Here is a 16,338-nt window from a genome sequence, read left to right on the forward strand (position 1 = left end):
CCTTGGCCGTCTCCACCCGGATGGTCGTCGCGGCGATCGTCTCGGGGTTCGTCCTGTTCGCGATGACCAAGCCCGACACGGCCGAGGTCGAGGGCGCGCGCAGCAGCGCGGTGCCCGAACGCATCGACATCCCCGTGCTGCAGATGAAGGCACCGCTGATCAAGCTCGGCCTCACCGGCGACGGGGAGGTCGAGCTGCCGCCGTACGAGAAACCGAAGATCGCCGGGTGGTACGAGGGCAGCTCCGTCCCCGGCGACAAGGGCGCGGCCGTGATCATCGGGCACGTCGACACCAAGACCGCGCCCGCCGTCTTCTACCGGCTCCGGGAGCTGAAGAAGGGCGCGGCCGTCAAGGTCGTCAGGTCTGACGGGAAGACGGTCGCCTACAAGGTCGACGCGATCGAGCAGATCCCCAAGCACGCGTTCCCCGCCGAGAAGGTCTACCTCGGCGAGGGCCTGCGCCTGATCACCTGCGGGGGCCAGTTCGACTGGGACGCCCACGAGTACAAGGACAACGTCATCGTGTACGCATCCCGCGCCTGAGCACACGCCCTGTAGGGCTAGGCTTGCTTTTTGTGCTGGTCCTGGCCTTCGACACGGCGACCCCTGCCGTGACCGCCGCGGTGCACGACGGAACACGCGTGCTGGCGGAATCCACCACCATCGACGCCCGGCGCCACGGGGAATTGCTCGCGCCGGCGATCGAGACCGTCCTGCGCGAGGCGGGCGTGACCGTCCACGACGTCACCGCCGTCGTCGCAGGGGCCGGTCCCGGGCCCTACACCGGGCTGCGGGTCGGCCTGATCACGGCGCGGGCGCTGTCGACGACGCTCGGGGTGCCCGCCTACGGCATCTGCACCCTCGACGCCATCGCCTACGCCGCCGACGTGCCCGGCCCGTTCACGGTGATCACCGACGCGCGCCGCAAGGAACTCTTCTGGGCGACCTACGCCGACGGCTCGACCCGGCTCGACGGCCCCCGGGTCGACAAGCCGGCCGACGTGCCCGCGCAGGGCACGGTCGTGGGCGCCCGGCTCTACCTCGACGGAGTGACCGGCCCCGAACACCCGTCGGCCGGCTCGCTGGCCGCGCTGGCCGCCGTCGAGCTGGCCCGGTTGTCGCCCGAGGAGGCCGCCGCGGCGGCCAAGCTGCCCGAGGGGCGCATCGACTCGGTCGAGGCCGCCCAGAACCGGGCGATTCTCGGCCCGCCCGTGCCGATCTACCTGCGGCGGCCCGACGCGCAGATCCCGGGGGCGCCCAAGAAGGTGACGGCGTGAGCGTCGTGACGCTGCGCGGCATGGGCGTCGACGACCTGCCGGCCGTCATGGAGCTCGAACGCGCCACCTTCCCGGCCGACGCGTGGAGCGAGCGCATGATGCTCGGCGAGCTCGCCGACCAGCCCCGCACCCGCCACTACATCGTGGCCGAGCGCGACGGCCGGATCGTCGGCTACGCCGGCCTGGCGGTGGCGGGCGACCAGGGCGACGTGCAGACCATCGCGGTCCTCGCCGAACACCGGCGGGCCGGGGTCGGCGCCCTGATGCTCAACGCCCTGCTCGACGAGGCCGGCCGCAGGGGGGCCTCCGCGGTCTTCCTCGAGGTCCGGGCCGACAACGCGCCCGCCCAGGCCATGTACGAACGGTTCGGCTTCCAGCAGCTCGGCCTCCGGCGGGGCTACTACGACGACGGAACCGACGCGATCACGATGGTGAGGAAACTCGATGGCTGACGAGCCGATCGTCCTGGGAATCGAGACGTCCTGCGATGAGACGGGCGTCGGCATCGTGCGCGGCCACACCCTGCTGGCCGACACGATCGCCTCCAGCATGGACGAACACGCCCGCTTCGGCGGAGTCGTCCCCGAGGTGGCCTCCCGCGCCCACCTCGACGCGATGGCCCCCACGGTCGACAGCGCCCTGGCCAAGGCGGGCCTGAAGTTCTCCGACATCGACGCCATCGCCGTCACGGCGGGGCCCGGCCTGGCCGGCGCGCTGCTGGTCGGCGTGGCCGCCGCCAAGGCCTACTCGGTCGGCCTCGGCGTCCCCCTCTACGGCGTCAACCACCTCGCCGCCCACGTGGCGGTCGACCAGCTCGAACACGGCCCGCTGCCCGAGCCGTGCATGGCCCTGCTGGTGTCGGGCGGCCACTCCTCGCTGCTGCTGGTGCCCGACGTCACCCGGGAAGTGATCTCACTCGGGTCGACCGTCGACGACGCCGCCGGCGAGGCGTTCGACAAGGTCGCGCGGGTGCTGGGCCTGCCGTTCCCCGGCGGGCCCCACATCGACCGGGCCGCCCGCGAGGGGCGCGGCGACGCGATCCCGTTCCCCCGGGGCAAGGTCGACGACGGAACGCTCGACTTCTCGTTCTCCGGCCTGAAGACGGCCGTGGCCCGCTATGTGGAGAAGCAGGGCGACTCCGTGTCGGTCTCCGACGTGGCGGCCTCGTTCCAGGAGGCCGTGGTCGACGTGCTGACCAGGAAGGCGCTCCAGGCGTGCCGCGCGCACGGCGTGGAAGACCTGCTGATCGGCGGCGGCGTGGCGGCCAACTCGCGGCTGCGGGCGCTGGCCCAGGAGCGGTGCGACGCGGCCGGGGTCCGGCTGCGGGTGCCCCGGCCGGGGCTGTGCACCGACAACGGGGCGATGGTCGCGGCGCTGGGGTCCAACCTGGTCGCGGCCGGGGCGGCGCCCTCGCTGCTCGATATCCCGGCCGACTCGTCGATGCCCATCACGACCGTCAGCGTCTGAACGTACAGAAACGGAAAGGGCCGGCCACCGAAGTGGCCCGGCCCTTTCTCGTGTGTGGAGGTTCAGTCCTTGGAGCCCCTGGTGGGCCTCAGGAGGGCCTCAGCCAGCGCCAGCATCGTCTCCTCCAGCGCCCCCAGCCTCCGGGTCAGATCGGTGTGGGCGGGCTCCACCGTGGTCGACAGGGCCTCGCGGACCGCCTCACGGTCGGGGCGGGTCTCGACCAGGGGGCCGATCTCGCCGACCAGGCGGTGGAGTTCGCCGATCTCCAGGGTCGCGGGGAGCTGGCCGAGCCGCTGGTTGATCGACTCGACGCGGTCGTCGACGCCGTCGAAGCGCTCGCCGAGCTGTTCTTCCAGGGCCTCGACTTTGGACGTCAGGCGGGTCTCCGAGTCGCCCACGCAGGCGCCCAGGCGCTCGTCGAGGGCGCTGACGGCGCGGTCGGTGCCGTCGAGCTTCTCGCCGTTCTCGGTGAGCTTGGCCTCGACGCCCGTCACGCGGGTGTCGATGTCGGCCAGGCACTCGTCGGCCGTCTCGATGCGGGCGTCGATGCGGTCGAGGCGGGCGGTCACCCCGGCGACCTGGCCCTCCAGGGCGTGGAACTGGGCCTTGGCACCCGACTGGGCCTCGCTGATGGCGCTCAGGCGGGCGTTGCTGGCCGACTGCTGGCCCTCGACGCCGGAGATGCGGGTGGCGATCTGGTCGAGGGTCGCGGTCAGGCGGGTGACCACGTTGTCGAGGCCCGTGGTGAGGGACTCGGTGAAGTCGGCCTCCATGCGGTCGAGGCGTTCGGTGAGGTCGGTGACGGCCTTGTCGATGCGGCTGAAGCGGGCGGCGGCCGCCTCCATGCTCGCCTGCATCTGGGTGAGACGGTCGGTGACCGAGGCCAGCCGCGTGAGTGACTCCTCGACGCTCTCGCCCATGGTGCCGACGTCGGCCCACAGGCTGGGGAGTTCGCCGATGGGGGTGACCTTCTCGCCGACGGTGTCGACGTGGTCACGGACCATCTCGATGTGCTGGGCCAGGCTCTCGGCCCAGGCGGGCGGGCGGCCGGTCAGGTCGTCGAGGCGGCCGCCGACCGCCTCCATGGTCGCGCTGATGCCCCCGAGCTCGCGCTCGCGGACCTCGCGGAGCAGCCATTCCATGCCCTCCATGCGCTGGCGGATCTCGTCGAGCACCGCGCCCTGGGTGCGCTGCTCGTAGACATGGTCCTGGGCCGCGCGGGCCAGTAGCTCGCGCATCCGGTCGGACACTGCGGCCTGACTGCCCGCTTGAAGGAGGGTGTGGTTTTCCACCGAGAAGCTCCGGATCAAGAGGAAGACGTGAACACGTAATGTCACCGAACGATAACCCTCGGCGCTGCCACTTTCCCGGGGACAGGGAAACATCGGGGTTCCCGATGGATTGCCCGAACTGGCGGCTTTACCTGCCCATTTCCGTGGCCAGCACGGCCACCGGACGGGTGCCGAGACGGGTCAGGACGACCACCGCCGACCCCTCTCCGGACAGTCGCAGATCGTGACGGAGCTTCTCCACGTCGACCGCGGAACCGCGCTTCTTGATCGTGACCGCGCCGACCTTCCGCTCCCGCAGCGCGGCCCTGAGCCGCTTCAGCGAGAAGGGCATGACCTCCTCGACCCGATAGGCCGCCGCCCACGGCGTGGGCACGTGGTCGTCGGCGGTCAGGTAGGCGATCTGGGGGTCGATCAGCGAGCCTCCGACGATCTCGGCGACCTCGCCGACCAGGTGGGCGCGGACCGCCGCGCCGTCGGGCTCGTAGAGGTAGCGGCCGATGGGGGCGACGCCGGCCTCGACGCCGCGCGCCGTCATGGTCTCGCCGTACGGCAGCAGGGTCGCCCGCCGCCCCTCCGCGCCGGACCAGAGGACCGCCTCCTTGACCTCGCCCCGGTAGGAGACCCACTCGGCCTCCATGCCGTCGGGGATGTACTCGTAGGGGATGCCGGGGGCCACCTTCAGGCAGGCCCGGCTCGCCTTGGCGATGAGGTCGAGGATCACGTCCCAGGCGGGGGAGTAGGCGGCGGGGTCGAAGACCCGGCCCTTCGTGGTTCTGCGGGCGGGGTCGGCGAACAGGGCGTCGTAGGCGGACGGGTCGAGCTTCGCGGCGTCGGCGACGCGGATCCGGGCGCGTACGCCCAGGGCCTCGGTGTTGGCCGTCGCCACGGCGACCGTCAGGGGGTCGAGGTCGACGGCGTCGACCTCGCAGCCGGCCCTCGCCTGGGCGATCAGGTCGCCGCCGATGCCGCAGCAGGCGTCGGCCACCGACAGGCCCGCGAGCCGTTTCGCGCGGTGTTCGGCGACCTCGGGGCGGGTGGCCTGCTCCAGGCCGTGGGGGGTGAAATACATCACGTCGGCGTCGGGGCCGAACTTGGCGGCCGCGCGGCGGCGCAGCCCCGCCTGGGTGAGCGCGGCGGCGACCAGGCCGGCGTCGAAGCGCCTGCGCAGCGTGGTCACGGCCGCGATCTGGCTCGCGCCGGAGGCCAGCACCGCGCAGGCCTCGGCCAGGGCCGTCTGGCCGTCGGGCGTGAGCAGGCGGGCGAAGCTCTCCGGATCCACACGAAGACGCTAGCGCCCGCCGCTCACCCGGCGGACCGGCGACGGGCGGTCAGGTCACCTGGCCGTCCAGCGCTGGGCCGTGGTGCCGTTGCAGTCGCGGAGTTCCACCAGGGCGCCGTTGCCGGTGCCGGTGGAGTGGAGGCACTTGCCGGAGCCCGCAGCCGTGATCGAGCCGTTGGCGTTGTGGGTGAAGCGCTGGGCGGGGGTGCCGTTGCAGGGCCAGATCTGGATCTTGGTGCCGTTGGCGGCGCCGTTGCCGTTCACGTCCAGGCAGCGGGTGCCGTTGTAGATCCGGTACTCGCCGGCGGCCGTGGGGGTCCAGCGCTGGTTGGGGTTGGTGTGGCAGTCCCAGGTGATGATCTGGGCGCCCTGGGCCTGGCTGGCGCCGTTGACGTCCATGCAGCGGTTGCTCGAGCCGTTGGCCAGGTTGACCGTGGTCGAGACGAGGCTCGCGGGGTGCGCCTGGAGGGCGGTCATCCAGCGGGCGGCCATCTTGTCGTAGCCGGTCTGGTTGGGGTGGAGGCCGTCGGCCAGGTCGGCGGTGGTGAAGCCGGTGTTCTGGTCGACCAGGTGGGTCAGCGGGCCCTTCGAGGCCACGATGCCGGGGATCGCGGCGTTGAAGGTCTGGATCCTGGCGTTGAAGGAGGGATCGGCGGACGGCGTGATCTGTGCGACGAACAGTTCGACCTGCGGGGCGTTGGCCCGGATCTTGTCGATCAGGGCCGACAGCCGCGCGGGCGCCGTGGAGACCTGGTACTGCTGGCCCATGTCGTTGGTGCCGATGTGGAGCAGGATCGTCCGGGGGCTGTAGGCCTGCAGCCAGCCCACGATCTGGGCGTCGATCTGGTCGATCCGCCAGCCCGAGTGGCCCTCGTGGTCGTGGTCGCCCAGGCTCGCCGGGCCGTTGAACCCCGAGCCCACGAAGTCGGCCGTGTGACCTGCCTGGACCAGCCTCTGCCATAGATTGATGCGGTAGCCGCCGGGGACGTTGAACCCGTCGGTGATGCTGTCGCCCAGCGGCATGATCCGGACGCCGCCGTTGGACTCCGCGTAGGCGGGTGTGGTCAGGAGACCCGCCGTGAGCAGGAGGCCCGTGAGGGCCGTTAACAAAGCGCGCATTGCCCATCCCTTCGATTGGTGGCACAAGCGAGGGCGAGATCAATGAACGACTCTGACCACTGACTGTCAACACTCGCCTGAAGTGCGGTGGACGTGGTCGCGCTCGTGTTGACGTGCTCGGGGAAGGTGCATACTGTGTCGTGTTGGCACTCGCCTAGTGAGAGTGCCAATGCGACGCAGATAGGTCTGACACCCGCGACGGCAGGCCGCTGGTCGCCTCTTCAGCTCATTCATCGCAATCTGAAGGGGAGGTCCGATCGTGACGACCGCCACCAAGGTTCCCGTTAAGCCGCTCGGCGACCGCATCGTGGTCCAGCCGCTTGAGGCCGAGCAGACCACCGCCTCCGGCCTGGTCATCCCGGACACCGCGAAGGAGAAGCCCCAGGAGGGCAAGGTCCTCGCGGTTGGCCCCGGCAACTGGGACGAGTCCGGCAGCAAGCGGGTTCCGCTCGACGTCAGTGAGGGCGACGTCGTCCTCTACAGCAAGTACGGCGGCACCGAGGTCAAGTACGGCGGCGAGGAGTACCTCGTGCTCTCCGCCCGTGACGTGCTCGCCATCATCGAGAAGTAAGCCGTGAGAAGACCCCGGGCGCGACGAGCGCCCGGGGTCTTCGACGCTGAGAGGACTGGTAATGCCCAAGACCCTGTCGTTCGACGAGGACGCCCGCCGCGCTCTTGAGCGTGGCGTGAACGCCCTCGCCGACGCGGTCAAGGTGACCCTCGGCCCGCGCGGCCGCAACGTGGTCATCGACAAGAAGTTCGGCGCGCCGACGATCACCAACGACGGCGTGACCATCGCTCGCGAGGTCGAGCTCGACAAGCCTTACGAGAACCTGGGCGCCCAGCTCGCCAAGGAAGTCGCCACCAAGACGAACGACGTCGCCGGTGACGGCACCACCACCGCGACCGTGCTGGCCCAGGCGATGGTCCGCGAGGGCCTGCGCAACGTGGCCGCCGGCGCCCAGCCGCTGTCCCTCAAGCGCGGCATCGACCTGGCCGCCAAGGCCGTCAGCGAGAAGCTGCTGGCCTCCGCGCGCCACGTCGAGGACAAGAAGGAGATCGCCCACGTCGCGACGATCTCCGCCCAGGACGCCAAGATCGGCGAGCTGATCGCCGAGGCGTTCGACAAGGTCGGCAAGGACGGTGTCATCACCGTCGAGGAGAGCAACGCTCTCGGCCTGGAGCTCGAGTTCACCGAGGGTCTCCAGTTCGACAAGGGCTACCTCTCGGCCTACATGGTCACCGACCAGGAGCGCATGGAGGCCGTCCTCGACGACCCCTACATCCTCCTGACCCAGGGCAAGATCGCCTCCCTGGCCGACTTCCTTCCCCTGCTGGAGAAGGTCGCCCAGACCAAGAAGGCCCTGTTCGTGATCGCCGAAGACGTCGAGGGCGAAGCCCTGGCCGTCCTGGTCACCAACAAGATCCGCGGCACCTTCACCTCGGTCGCCGTCAAGGCCCCCGGCTTCGGAGACCGCCGCAAGGCCATGCTGCAGGACATCGCGATCCTGACCGGCGCGCAGGTCGTCTCCGAGGAGATCGGCCTCAAGCTGGAGCACGTCGGCCTGGAGGTGCTCGGCACCGCCCGGCGCGTCGTCATCACCAAGGACGCCACGACGATCGTCGACGGCGCCGGCGAGGGCTCGGCCATCGCCGACCGCGTCAAGGAGATCAAGCTCGCCATCGAGCAGTCCGACTCCGACTGGGACCGCGAGAAGCTCCAGGAGCGTCTCGCGAAGCTGTCGGGCGGCGTGTGCGTGCTCAAGGTCGGCGCGGCCACCGAGGTCGAGCTGAAGGAGAAGAAGCACCGCCTGGAAGACGCGATCTCGGCCACCCGCGCCGCGATCGAAGAGGGCATCGTCTCCGGCGGCGGCTCGGCGCTGGTCCACGTGGCCGCCGAACTCGACAACCTCGGCCTGACGGGCGACGAGGCGACCGGTGTCGCCGTCGTCCGCAAGGCTCTGGTCGAGCCGGCCCGCTGGATCGCCGAGAACGCCGGCCTCGAGGGCTACGTCGTGACCTCCAAGGTCACCGAGCTCCCCGTGGGCCACGGCCTCAACGCCGCCACCGGCGAGTACGGCGACCTGGTCGCCCAGGGCGTCATCGACCCGGTCAAGGTCACCCGGTCGGCCGTGCAGAACGCCGCGTCCATCGCCGGCATGCTGCTGACCACCGAGGCGCTCGTCGTCGACAAGCCCGAGGAGGAGGCCCCCGCCGCCGGCGGTTCGGGTCACGGCCACGGGCACGGTCACTAATAACGGTTGCAGTTCTACGGCCCTCACCCCATTCCGGGGTGGGGGCCGTAGTTCTATATAGAAGCTGTCAACCGGACAACTTGTCAGAACGTCCAATGGGTCTGACCTGTCAGAACATCTGACAAAAATACAGCAATTTGCGCGTATTGCTGAAATGTCCAAAACCGTCGAGTGTTCGTGCGATTACTTGCGGTTATCGCCGCCCCAATGTGACCAATCCGTATCCGTTCACCATGACGACAGTTCTCTGTGTGGCGGGCATCATGCCTAACGTGACCGAGGGATGCGTCGCCGACGCCGCAACTGGGGTAAGGCTTGCGATTGGGTCCAGAGTCGACGTGAGGCCGGAGGAGTCCGACCTCAGGGAGCTGACCAGTCTGGCCGTGACAGGGGACCGCACCGCCATCGAGAGGCTGCTGACGCAGCTGCGGCCGATGGTCGTGCGCTATTGCCGAGCCAGGCTTGGCAGGGTTTCGGGGCATTATCACAACGCCGACGACGTGGCCCAGGAGGTCTGCATCGCGGTGCTGTCGGCGCTGCCGCGTTATCGGGACATGGGCCGCCCGTTCGCGTCGTTCGTCTTCGGCATCGCCTCTCACAAGGTCGCCGACGCGCTGCGCAGTTCGGTGCGCTCGGCCGTGCCGACCCAGGATCTCCCCGACGGGCCCGACGAGGGTCCCGGGCCCGAGGAGACCGTGGTGCGCTACATCGAGGCCGAACACGCCCGCGCGCTGCTGTCGCGGCTACCGGACAACCAGCGGGAGCTGCTGATCCTGCGGGTGGTCTCGGGGCTGTCGGCGGAGGAGACGGGCAACGTCCTCGGCATGTCGCCGGGCGCGGTCAGAGTCGCCCAGCATCGCGCTCTTGCCCGGCTCCGTCAGATGGCGGAGCTAGAGTCGATTGCGTGACAATCGACGTTGACGCCGTGCTCGACGCGTTGGCCCGGCGCGAGGCGGTGCGGTCAGCCGATCCGGCGATCTTGGTCCTGAAGGCCCTGATCGCCGATGTTGACAGCATTCAGGAAGTTCAGCGGCTCTCTTCGGTGTCGATGACGCCGTCGACGTAGCCGCGGGCGTACTCCCAGCTGACGTAGTCGGCGGGGTCGGGTTGGAAGGCGGGCTCGTGGACTTGGGGTCGGCCGTTGTCGATCATCTGGCGTAGGTTGCCCCGGAGCAGGTCCCAGTCGAAGTAGTGCTGTTCGCCACATTCCGGGCAGTCGAGCACCAGACCGAGCACCCCCTGCGGTTCGAGCAGGGAGCGGAACACCTCCACGTCGGCGAGGTCGGTCAGGGCCTCGTCGCGCTCGGCCATCGTGAGCGGCTCGGGGTCGTCGAGCTCGCCCAGCTCCACGGCGGGGTCGTTGGGGTCGTCCGCGAACGGGTCGCGGGGGACGTCTTCCAGCACGTAACCACCATATGACTCCCATCGCTCCCGGTGTGCTCAAAGGCCGGGTCAGGACAGCCAGCCCCGCCGGGCGGCCTCCACCCCGGCCTGGAAGCGGGTCTGGGCCCCCAGCTCCGCCATGGCGTCGGCGAAGCGGGCCCGGACGGTCCGGACCGACAGCCCGAGACGCCGGGCGATGGTGTCGTCGGAGATCCCCTGAGACGCCAGCCGGAGGACCTGAACGGCCCCCGGCGAGTGGCGGACCGGCACCGCCCGCTGCCACATCTCGTCGAACAGCGCCCGCAGCGCGCCCACCACGATCGGGGCCCTGACCAGGTAACAGTTGTATGCGCTGCCGGGTAACGACACCCCCCAGTCGGCCGGCAGGCCGGCGGCGTCGTGGCCGATCGCGAAGAACCAGCTCGGTACGCGATCAAGGGCCCGGACGCCCGCCCCGGCGGCGGCCAGCCGGTCGAGGGAGTCGCGCATTCCGGGGATCGCGAGGGCCGATGCGGGGATCACCGCGCGGGCGGAAAGGAGATCGCTTTTGAGCGCCTCGATCCACGTGTCGGCATATTTTCGGATGAAATCCGTCAAACTGCGTTCATCGGGGATCGCGGTCACCAGATCAGAAGGCGGCGATTGGAGCGCCAGCCCGATGACGCTCTCGTAGAGTTCGTCGGCGCCGTTCACCAGTTCCACGGGGAACCGGCGGTCCTGATAATCGCGCCCGGCGTCGTAGGTGAGGGTGAGCCCGCCCACCGAGGCGAGCACCTCGTCGATCTGGCGGCTCTCCTCGGCCAGGCGGTCGAGGCGGGCGGCGATCAGGCGTCCGATCGCGGCGGCGGGGTGGCGGGCGAGGTATTCACCGGCCTGCTCGTCGATCGCGCCCAGCCGGACCAGGCCGGCCAGCCGGGCGGCCACTTCGTCGGCAGGCTCGTCGGCGGCTTGGGCGATCTCGGGGAGCGTGGCCCGGTGCAGCCGCAGGACGGTTTCGTACACCGCCGTCTGGGCCCTGGTGAGGCCCAGGCGTTCCAAAGGGTCGGCAGAGGTGGTCATCGTCGGTCCAGTTTCAGATCGTGGTCGCGCCCAGATGTCTGCTCCCTCGCCCGGAGCCGCCGCGGCTGGGCCACCGAGCGACTTCGCGAGAATAACGCGCTATTGCGTTTGCGGCGGAGAAAACCGCGAGAGGTGCAGCTTCGTGTAGTTGCAGGTTCGGACATTGTGTCGAGACCCTGGGTGACGCACTCTTGACCCTGCGTCGGCACGGGTGGGACGCCGTGATCGACCGGGCGCGGAGGGGGGCTCGGCGGTCACCGTGGGGGTCCCATCAACCGGCGCGTCAGGGGGGTCCGTCTAGCGACGGCCCCCCTTTCCCGTGAGGCCGGTGAGTGTGGTGATTCCCACCTTTTCCCGCGGGGCCTGTGGTGTGGCGGTTCCCTTGTTCGGCTCGCTCTAGACTGGCTCGAAGGCCTGACGAGGTCTTCTTTGCCGCAGGAGGGGGTTCGCGGACACCATGGCCAGATTCACCGAACAGGGGCTCACGTACGACGACGTACTGCTGGTCCCGGCGTTTTCGGACATGCAGCCGGGTGACGCCGACACCAGCACCCGGCTCACCCGCGCGATCACGCTGCGGATCCCGCTGATCAGCGCCGCGATGGACACGGTCACCGAGGCGCGCATGGCGGTGGCGATGGCCCGCCAGGGCGGCGTCGGCATCCTCCACCGCAACCTGTCGATCGAAGACCAGGCCCGCCAGGTCGACCTCGTGAAGCGCTCCGAGGCCGGCATGGTCACCAACCCGGTCACCTGCTCGCCCGACGACACCCTGGCCGACGTCGAGCGGCTCTGCGCGACCTACCGGATCTCCGGCGCCCCGGTCACCGACGCCGACGGCGTGCTGGTCGGCATCGTCACCAACCGCGACATGCGCTACGAGACCGACCACTCCCAGCGCGTCAGCGACGTGATGACCAAGATGCCGCTGGTCACCGCGCCGGTCGGGGTCTCCCGCGAGGAGGCCTTCCGGCTGCTGCGCACCCACAAGGTCGAGAAGCTGCCGCTCGTCGACGAGCGCGGCCGGCTCCAGGGCCTGATCACGGTCAAAGACTTCACCAAGAGCGAGCAGTATCCGCTGGCCACCAAAGACGCCGACGGCCGCCTCATGGTCGGCGCCGCCATCGGGGTCGCCGGTGACGCCGAGGAGCGCGCCCGCGCCCTCATCGACGCCGGCGTCGACGTGATCGTCGTCGACACCGCCCACGGTCACTCCAAGGGCGTCTGCGACATGATCGCCAAGATCAAGGCCAACACCGCCGTCCAGGTCATCGGCGGCAACATCGCCACCCGCGCGGGCGCCCAGGCGCTCATCGACGCGGGCGTCGACGCCGTCAAGGTCGGCGTCGGGCCCGGCTCGATCTGCACCACCCGCGTGGTCGCCGGCGTCGGCGCCCCGCAGGTCACCGCCATCCACCAGGCGTCGCTCGCGGCCGGTCCGGCCGGGGTGCCGCTGATCGGCGACGGCGGCCTGCAGTACAGCGGCGACATCGCCAAGGCCATCGCGGCCGGCGCCGACGCGGTCATGCTCGGCTCCCTGCTCGCGGGCTGCGAGGAGTCGCCGGGCGAGCTGATCTTCATCAACGGCAAGCAGTTCAAGTCCTACCGGGGCATGGGCTCGCTGGGCGCCGTCCGCAACCGCGAGCGCGGGGGCGTGTCCTTCTCCAAGGACCGCTACGCCCAGGACGCCGTCTCCGGCGACGACAAGTACATCCCCGAGGGCATCGAGGGCCAGGTCCCCTACCGCGGTCCGGTCGCCGCCGTGGCCCACCAGTTGGTCGGAGGGGTCAGGCAGGGTATGTGGTACACCGGCTCCCGCACCATCGAGGAGCTGCGTGAGAACGGCGAACTGATGCCGATCACCGCCGCCGGGCTGAAGGAGAGCCACCCCCACGACATCCAGATGACGGTGGAGGCTCCGAACTACCACCGTCGCTGACCTCTATCGACCAACAGGAAACACACATGACTCAGGTGGAGATCGGGCGCGGTAAGACCGGGCGTCGCGCCTACGCCCTCGACGAGATCGGCATCGTTCCCTCGCGGCGCACCCGCGACCCCGAGGAGGTGTCGATCTCCTGGCAGATCGACGCCTACCGCTTCGACCTGCCGGTCGTGGTCAGCCCGATGGACAGCGTCGTCTCACCCCGCACGGCGATCGAGATCGGCCGGCTCGGCGGGCTGGCCGTCCTCGACCTCGAAGGCCTCTGGACGCGCTACGACGACCCGCAGCCGCTGCTCGACGAGGTGGCCGAGCTCGGCACCGCCGCCGCGACCCGCCGGCTGCAGGAGATCTACACGGCGCCGATCCAAGACGAGCTGATCGGCCGCCGCATCGAGGAGATCCGCGCGGCGGGCGTGACCACGGCGGTGCGGCTGTCGCCGCAGCGCACCGTCCAGCACCACAAGGCCGTCATCGACGCGGGCGTCGACATCTTCGTGATCCGCGGCACGACCGTCTCGGCCGAGCACGTCTCGGGCCGGGCCGAGCCGCTGAACCTGAAGCAGTTCATCTACGAACTCGACGTCCCGGTGATCGTCGGCGGCTGCGCGACCTACACGGCGGCCCTGCACCTGATGCGGACCGGCGCGGCGGGCGTGCTGGTCGGCTTCGGCGGCGGCGCGTCCCACACGACCCGCAACGTGCTGGGCGTCGTGGTCCCGATGGCGACCGCCATCTCCGACGTGGCGGCGGCGCGGCGTGACTACATGGACGAATCGGGCGGCCGCTACGTCCACGTCATCGCCGACGGCGGCATGGGCGGCTCGGGCGACATCGCCAAGGCCATCGCCTGCGGCGCCGACGCGGTCATGGTCGGCTCGCCCCTGGCCCGCGCGGCCGAGGCCCCGGGCCGCGGCTTCCACTGGGGCTCCGAGGCCCATCACCCCGACCTTCCCCGCGGCCGTCGCGTGGAGTTCGGGACCATAGGGACGCTGGCGGAGATCCTCCACGGCCCGTCGTCGGTGGCCGACGGTTCGATGAACCTGATGGGCGCCCTGAAGCGGACGATGGCGACCTCGGGCTACAGCGACATCAAGGAGTTCCAGCGCGTCGAGGTCGTGGTGGCCCCGCCGCAGCCGTAAGAAGCGTTCCGACAGGGCGCCGGGATGCTGTTCCCGGCGCCCTGTCGCCTTTCGTGCGGGAGTGGCGTGCAGCGCATATGCCGAAATTTCCGGCGCTTGCGCCGGATGGCTGCTTGCCGCCCCTGCCGAAGTCGTCTCAGATCCACTCGCCTTGGCGCATCACCCGGTGGACCTCCAGGTCGTCGTCCAAGACCACCAGGTCGGCGCGTTTGCCGACCGCGATCGAGCCGACCTCGTCGGCCAGGCCCAGTGCCCTGGCGGGGTTCAGCGAGGTGACCTCGGTCGCCTGCGGCAGGGTCAGGCCGTTGAGGCGGACGCCGCGCCGGAAGGCCTTGTCCATGGTCAGGGTGCTGCCCGCGATCGAGCCGCCGCCCTCCAGGCGGGCTTCGCCGCCTCTGACCTCCACGCGCATCGGGCCGAGGTCGTAGTCGCCGTCGGGCATGCCGGCCGCGTCCATGGCGTCGGTGATGAAGGCGACGCCGCCCTTCGCCGAGCGCAGCGCCAGGTCGATGACCGCCTCGTGGAGGTGGAAGCCGTCGTTGATCAGTTCGACGGTGACCCGCTCGTCGGCCAGGGCGGCCGTGATCGGGCCGGGGTCGCGGTGGCCCAGGGGGCGCATGGCGTTGAACAGGTGGGTGGCCACCGTGGCGCCCGCGTCGATGGCGGCCTCGGCCTCGTCGTAGGTCGCGTCGGTGTGGCCGATCGCGGCGATCACGCCGTTGGCGACGCAGGCGGCGACGGCGTCGAGGGCGTTCGGCAGTTCGGGGGCGATGGTGAACATGCGGGCGTGGCCGTGGGCCGACTTGATGAGGTCGAGGAACTCCGGCACCGACGGGTCGCGCAGGAGGGCCGGGCGGTGGGCGCCGCACTTGGCGGCGGAGATGTACGGCCCCTCGAAGTGGATCCCCGCCAGCAGACCTTCGCGGCAGAGCTCCGCCAGTTCGCCGGCGGCCCGGCGGAGGTGGTCGAGCGGGGCGGTGACCAGGCTGGCCACCGCCGTGGTGGTTCCCTTCGACAGGTGGAAGGCGAAGGCGCGGCGGGCCTCGGTCACCGCGCCCGTCGGGTAGCCCGCGCCGCCGCCGCCGTGGACGTGCATGTCGACGAAGCCAGGCACCACCAGCCGGTTACCCAGCGACTCGCCGTCGCGGGGGGCGGCGCCGTGGCCGATGTGGGTGATGCGGCCCTCCTCGACGGAGAGCCAGCCGTCGAAGACCGTGTCTTCGGCGACGATCCGGGCGTTGACGAGGGTCTGGCTCACGGCAGGATCACCGATCTCGTGAGGTGGAGCGGTTCGTCGGGGTTCAGGCCCTGCGCCAGGGCGCGGGCGACGGCCACCCGCTGGATCTTCACCAGTTCCGCCATCGGGTCGCGGGCCGACTCGACGAAGACGCCGCCGCAGTCGAGGACCTCGGCGGCCAGGCCTTCGGGGGCGGAGCCGAGCATCCACGTCACCCGGCCGGGGCCCGCGATCGAGATCGGGCCGTGGCGGTATTCCATCGCCGGGTAGCTCTCGGTCCAGGCGCGGGCGGCCTCGCGCATCTTCAGCGCCGCCTCGGCCGCCAGGCCGGTGGTCCAGCCCCGGCCGAGGAAGGTGTACTGCTCGGCTTCCGCCAGGTCGCCGAGGTCGTCGGAGAGGGCCAGTTCCGCGTCGGCGATCGGCCCGGTCAGGTCTTCGCCCAGGTGGGCCCGGAGCAGGGCCAGCTGGGTGGTCGCGAAGCGGGTCTGGACGACCGACCGCTCGTCGGCGAAGTCGAGCACGATCACCTCGCCCGCCGCCGTCATCACCGGCGTGGCCGGGTCGGCGGTGATCGCCACGGTCGGGGTCTCCACGGTGGTCAGCAGGGCCAGGACCTCGGTCGTCGTGCCCGACCGGGTCAGCGCCAGGACGCGGTCGTAGCCCCGGCCCAGCGGGAACTCCGAGGCGGCGAAGGCGTCGGTCTCGCCCTGGCCGGTGGACTCCCGCAGGGCCGCGTACGCCTGGGCGACGAACCAGGACGTGCCGCAGCCGACCACGGCGACCCGTTCCCCCGGCTGGGGGAGCGGGGCGTTCGCGGCCAGTTCGGCGGCCCTCGCCCAGAGGGCCGGTTGTGAGGCGATTTCCGATTCGGTGTGCGTCACAACCGG

General features: G+C 70.6%; 17 protein-coding genes. 10 read left to right on the forward strand and 7 right to left on the reverse strand.

What is annotated here, in order from left to right:
* The first annotated feature begins 2 nt into the window (after nucleotides 1-2).
* From FDA94_RS04495 to tsaD, 4 genes are read left to right on the forward strand one after another with little or no spacing between them, the layout of a single operon-like run.
* A complete protein-coding gene (locus tag FDA94_RS04495) occupies nucleotides 3-542 on the forward strand; it encodes a class F sortase (protein ID WP_246059508.1) in 540 nt (179 codons plus the stop codon).
* A 32-nt stretch (nucleotides 543-574) separates the two neighbouring features.
* Nucleotides 575-1,276 (forward strand): tRNA (adenosine(37)-N6)-threonylcarbamoyltransferase complex dimerization subunit type 1 TsaB, encoded by a 702-nt coding sequence (gene tsaB, locus FDA94_RS04500; protein WP_137245721.1) that lies wholly within the window; start codon nucleotides 575-577, stop codon nucleotides 1,274-1,276.
* A 20-nt stretch (nucleotides 1,277-1,296) separates the two neighbouring features.
* On the forward strand, nucleotides 1,297-1,728 hold the full coding sequence (gene rimI / locus FDA94_RS04505; RefSeq protein WP_137245815.1) for a ribosomal protein S18-alanine N-acetyltransferase: 432 nt from the start codon (nucleotides 1,297-1,299) through the stop codon (nucleotides 1,726-1,728).
* On the forward strand, nucleotides 1,721-2,743 hold the full coding sequence (tsaD, locus tag FDA94_RS04510; protein WP_137245722.1) for a tRNA (adenosine(37)-N6)-threonylcarbamoyltransferase complex transferase subunit TsaD: 1,023 nt from the start codon (nucleotides 1,721-1,723) through the stop codon (nucleotides 2,741-2,743). The genes rimI and tsaD overlap by 8 nt, the downstream gene beginning before the upstream one ends.
* A gap of 62 nt (nucleotides 2,744-2,805) precedes the next feature.
* On the opposite strand, the gene FDA94_RS04515 is transcribed toward tsaD, so the two are convergent.
* From FDA94_RS04515 to FDA94_RS04525, 3 genes are all read right to left on the reverse strand, one after another.
* Nucleotides 2,806-3,981, reverse strand: coding sequence for a hypothetical protein (locus tag FDA94_RS04515; protein ID WP_137245723.1), 1,176 nt, complete (start codon nucleotides 3,979-3,981; stop codon nucleotides 2,806-2,808).
* A 181-nt stretch (nucleotides 3,982-4,162) separates the two neighbouring features.
* Nucleotides 4,163-5,314, reverse strand: a complete 1,152-nt coding sequence (locus FDA94_RS04520) for a class I SAM-dependent methyltransferase (RefSeq protein WP_137245724.1) — start codon at nucleotides 5,312-5,314, stop codon at nucleotides 4,163-4,165.
* 54 nt (nucleotides 5,315-5,368) lie between these two features.
* A complete protein-coding gene (locus FDA94_RS04525; RefSeq protein ID WP_137245725.1) occupies nucleotides 5,369-6,433 on the reverse strand; it encodes a ricin-type beta-trefoil lectin domain protein in 1,065 nt (354 codons plus the stop codon).
* A 259-nt stretch (nucleotides 6,434-6,692) separates the two neighbouring features.
* Between FDA94_RS04525 and groES the strand changes: the two genes are divergently transcribed.
* The 4 genes from groES (at nucleotide 6,693) to FDA94_RS38995 (ending at nucleotide 9,754) form a co-directional block, all read left to right on the forward strand.
* Nucleotides 6,693-7,004 carry a co-chaperone GroES gene (groES, locus tag FDA94_RS04530; RefSeq protein ID WP_062337716.1) on the forward strand — a complete coding sequence of 104 codons (312 nt, stop codon included), beginning with the start codon at nucleotides 6,693-6,695 and terminating at the stop codon, nucleotides 7,002-7,004.
* 61 nt (nucleotides 7,005-7,065) lie between these two features.
* Nucleotides 7,066-8,688 (forward strand): chaperonin GroEL, encoded by a 1,623-nt coding sequence (gene groL / locus FDA94_RS04535; RefSeq protein WP_137245726.1) that lies wholly within the window; start codon nucleotides 7,066-7,068, stop codon nucleotides 8,686-8,688.
* A 263-nt stretch (nucleotides 8,689-8,951) separates the two neighbouring features.
* Nucleotides 8,952-9,596 (forward strand): sigma-70 family RNA polymerase sigma factor, encoded by a 645-nt coding sequence (locus FDA94_RS04540; protein WP_137245816.1) that lies wholly within the window; start codon nucleotides 8,952-8,954, stop codon nucleotides 9,594-9,596.
* Nucleotides 9,593-9,754 carry a hypothetical protein gene (locus FDA94_RS38995; RefSeq protein ID WP_170990777.1) on the forward strand — a complete coding sequence of 54 codons (162 nt, stop codon included), beginning with the start codon at nucleotides 9,593-9,595 and terminating at the stop codon, nucleotides 9,752-9,754. The genes FDA94_RS04540 and FDA94_RS38995 overlap by 4 nt, the downstream gene beginning before the upstream one ends.
* Here FDA94_RS38995 and FDA94_RS04545 read toward each other — a convergent pair.
* Together FDA94_RS04545 and FDA94_RS04550 are read right to left on the reverse strand one after the other, a co-directional pair.
* Nucleotides 9,715-10,092, reverse strand: coding sequence for a DUF5319 domain-containing protein (locus tag FDA94_RS04545; protein WP_062337713.1), 378 nt, complete (start codon nucleotides 10,090-10,092; stop codon nucleotides 9,715-9,717). The two genes, FDA94_RS38995 and FDA94_RS04545, sit on opposite strands and share 40 nt — an antisense overlap.
* Before the next feature lie 48 nt (nucleotides 10,093-10,140).
* Nucleotides 10,141-11,130, reverse strand: a complete 990-nt coding sequence (locus tag FDA94_RS04550; protein WP_137245727.1) for a helix-turn-helix transcriptional regulator — start codon at nucleotides 11,128-11,130, stop codon at nucleotides 10,141-10,143.
* 457 nt (nucleotides 11,131-11,587) lie between these two features.
* Between FDA94_RS04550 and guaB the strand changes: the two genes are divergently transcribed.
* Entirely contained in the window at nucleotides 11,588-13,069 is a 1,482-nt protein-coding gene (gene guaB, locus FDA94_RS04555; protein ID WP_137245728.1) for an IMP dehydrogenase, read from the forward strand.
* A gap of 26 nt (nucleotides 13,070-13,095) precedes the next feature.
* Nucleotides 13,096-14,214, forward strand: coding sequence for a GuaB3 family IMP dehydrogenase-related protein (locus FDA94_RS04560; protein ID WP_170990778.1), 1,119 nt, complete (start codon nucleotides 13,096-13,098; stop codon nucleotides 14,212-14,214).
* A 136-nt stretch (nucleotides 14,215-14,350) separates the two neighbouring features.
* On the opposite strand, the gene nagA is transcribed toward FDA94_RS04560, so the two are convergent.
* Nucleotides 14,351-15,472, reverse strand: a complete 1,122-nt coding sequence (gene nagA, locus FDA94_RS04565; RefSeq protein ID WP_137245729.1) for an N-acetylglucosamine-6-phosphate deacetylase — start codon at nucleotides 15,470-15,472, stop codon at nucleotides 14,351-14,353.
* Nucleotides 15,469-16,332, reverse strand: coding sequence for an SIS domain-containing protein (locus FDA94_RS04570; RefSeq protein WP_137245730.1), 864 nt, complete (start codon nucleotides 16,330-16,332; stop codon nucleotides 15,469-15,471). The genes nagA and FDA94_RS04570 overlap by 4 nt, the downstream gene beginning before the upstream one ends.
* Between the last annotated feature and the right edge of the window lie 6 nt (nucleotides 16,333-16,338).

The sequence above is a fragment of the Herbidospora galbida genome, from assembly GCF_005233835.1.
GTDB classification, from domain to species: Bacteria; Actinomycetota; Actinomycetes; order Streptosporangiales; family Streptosporangiaceae; genus Herbidospora; species Herbidospora galbida.

Bases quoted from the DNA above. Each gene is read 5' to 3' on its own strand.
- rimI (WP_137245815.1), top strand. From the start codon at position 1,297: ATGGGCGTCGACGACCTGCCGGCCGTCATGGAGCTCGAACGCGCCACC.
- tsaD (WP_137245722.1), top strand. From the start codon at position 1,721: ATGGCTGACGAGCCGATCGTCCTGGGAATCGAGACGTCCTGCGATGAG.
- FDA94_RS04515 (WP_137245723.1), bottom strand. From the start codon at position 3,981: ATGCGCGAGCTACTGGCCCGCGCGGCCCAGGACCATGTCTACGAGCAG.
- FDA94_RS04525 (WP_137245725.1), bottom strand. From the start codon at position 6,433: ATGCGCGCTTTGTTAACGGCCCTCACGGGCCTCCTGCTCACGGCGGGT.
- groL (WP_137245726.1), top strand. From the start codon at position 7,066: ATGCCCAAGACCCTGTCGTTCGACGAGGACGCCCGCCGCGCTCTTGAG.
- FDA94_RS04540 (WP_137245816.1), top strand. From the start codon at position 8,952: ATGCCTAACGTGACCGAGGGATGCGTCGCCGACGCCGCAACTGGGGTA.
- FDA94_RS04550 (WP_137245727.1), bottom strand. From the start codon at position 11,130: ATGACCACCTCTGCCGACCCTTTGGAACGCCTGGGCCTCACCAGGGCC.
- guaB (WP_137245728.1), top strand. From the start codon at position 11,588: ATGGCCAGATTCACCGAACAGGGGCTCACGTACGACGACGTACTGCTG.
- FDA94_RS04560 (WP_170990778.1), top strand. From the start codon at position 13,096: ATGACTCAGGTGGAGATCGGGCGCGGTAAGACCGGGCGTCGCGCCTAC.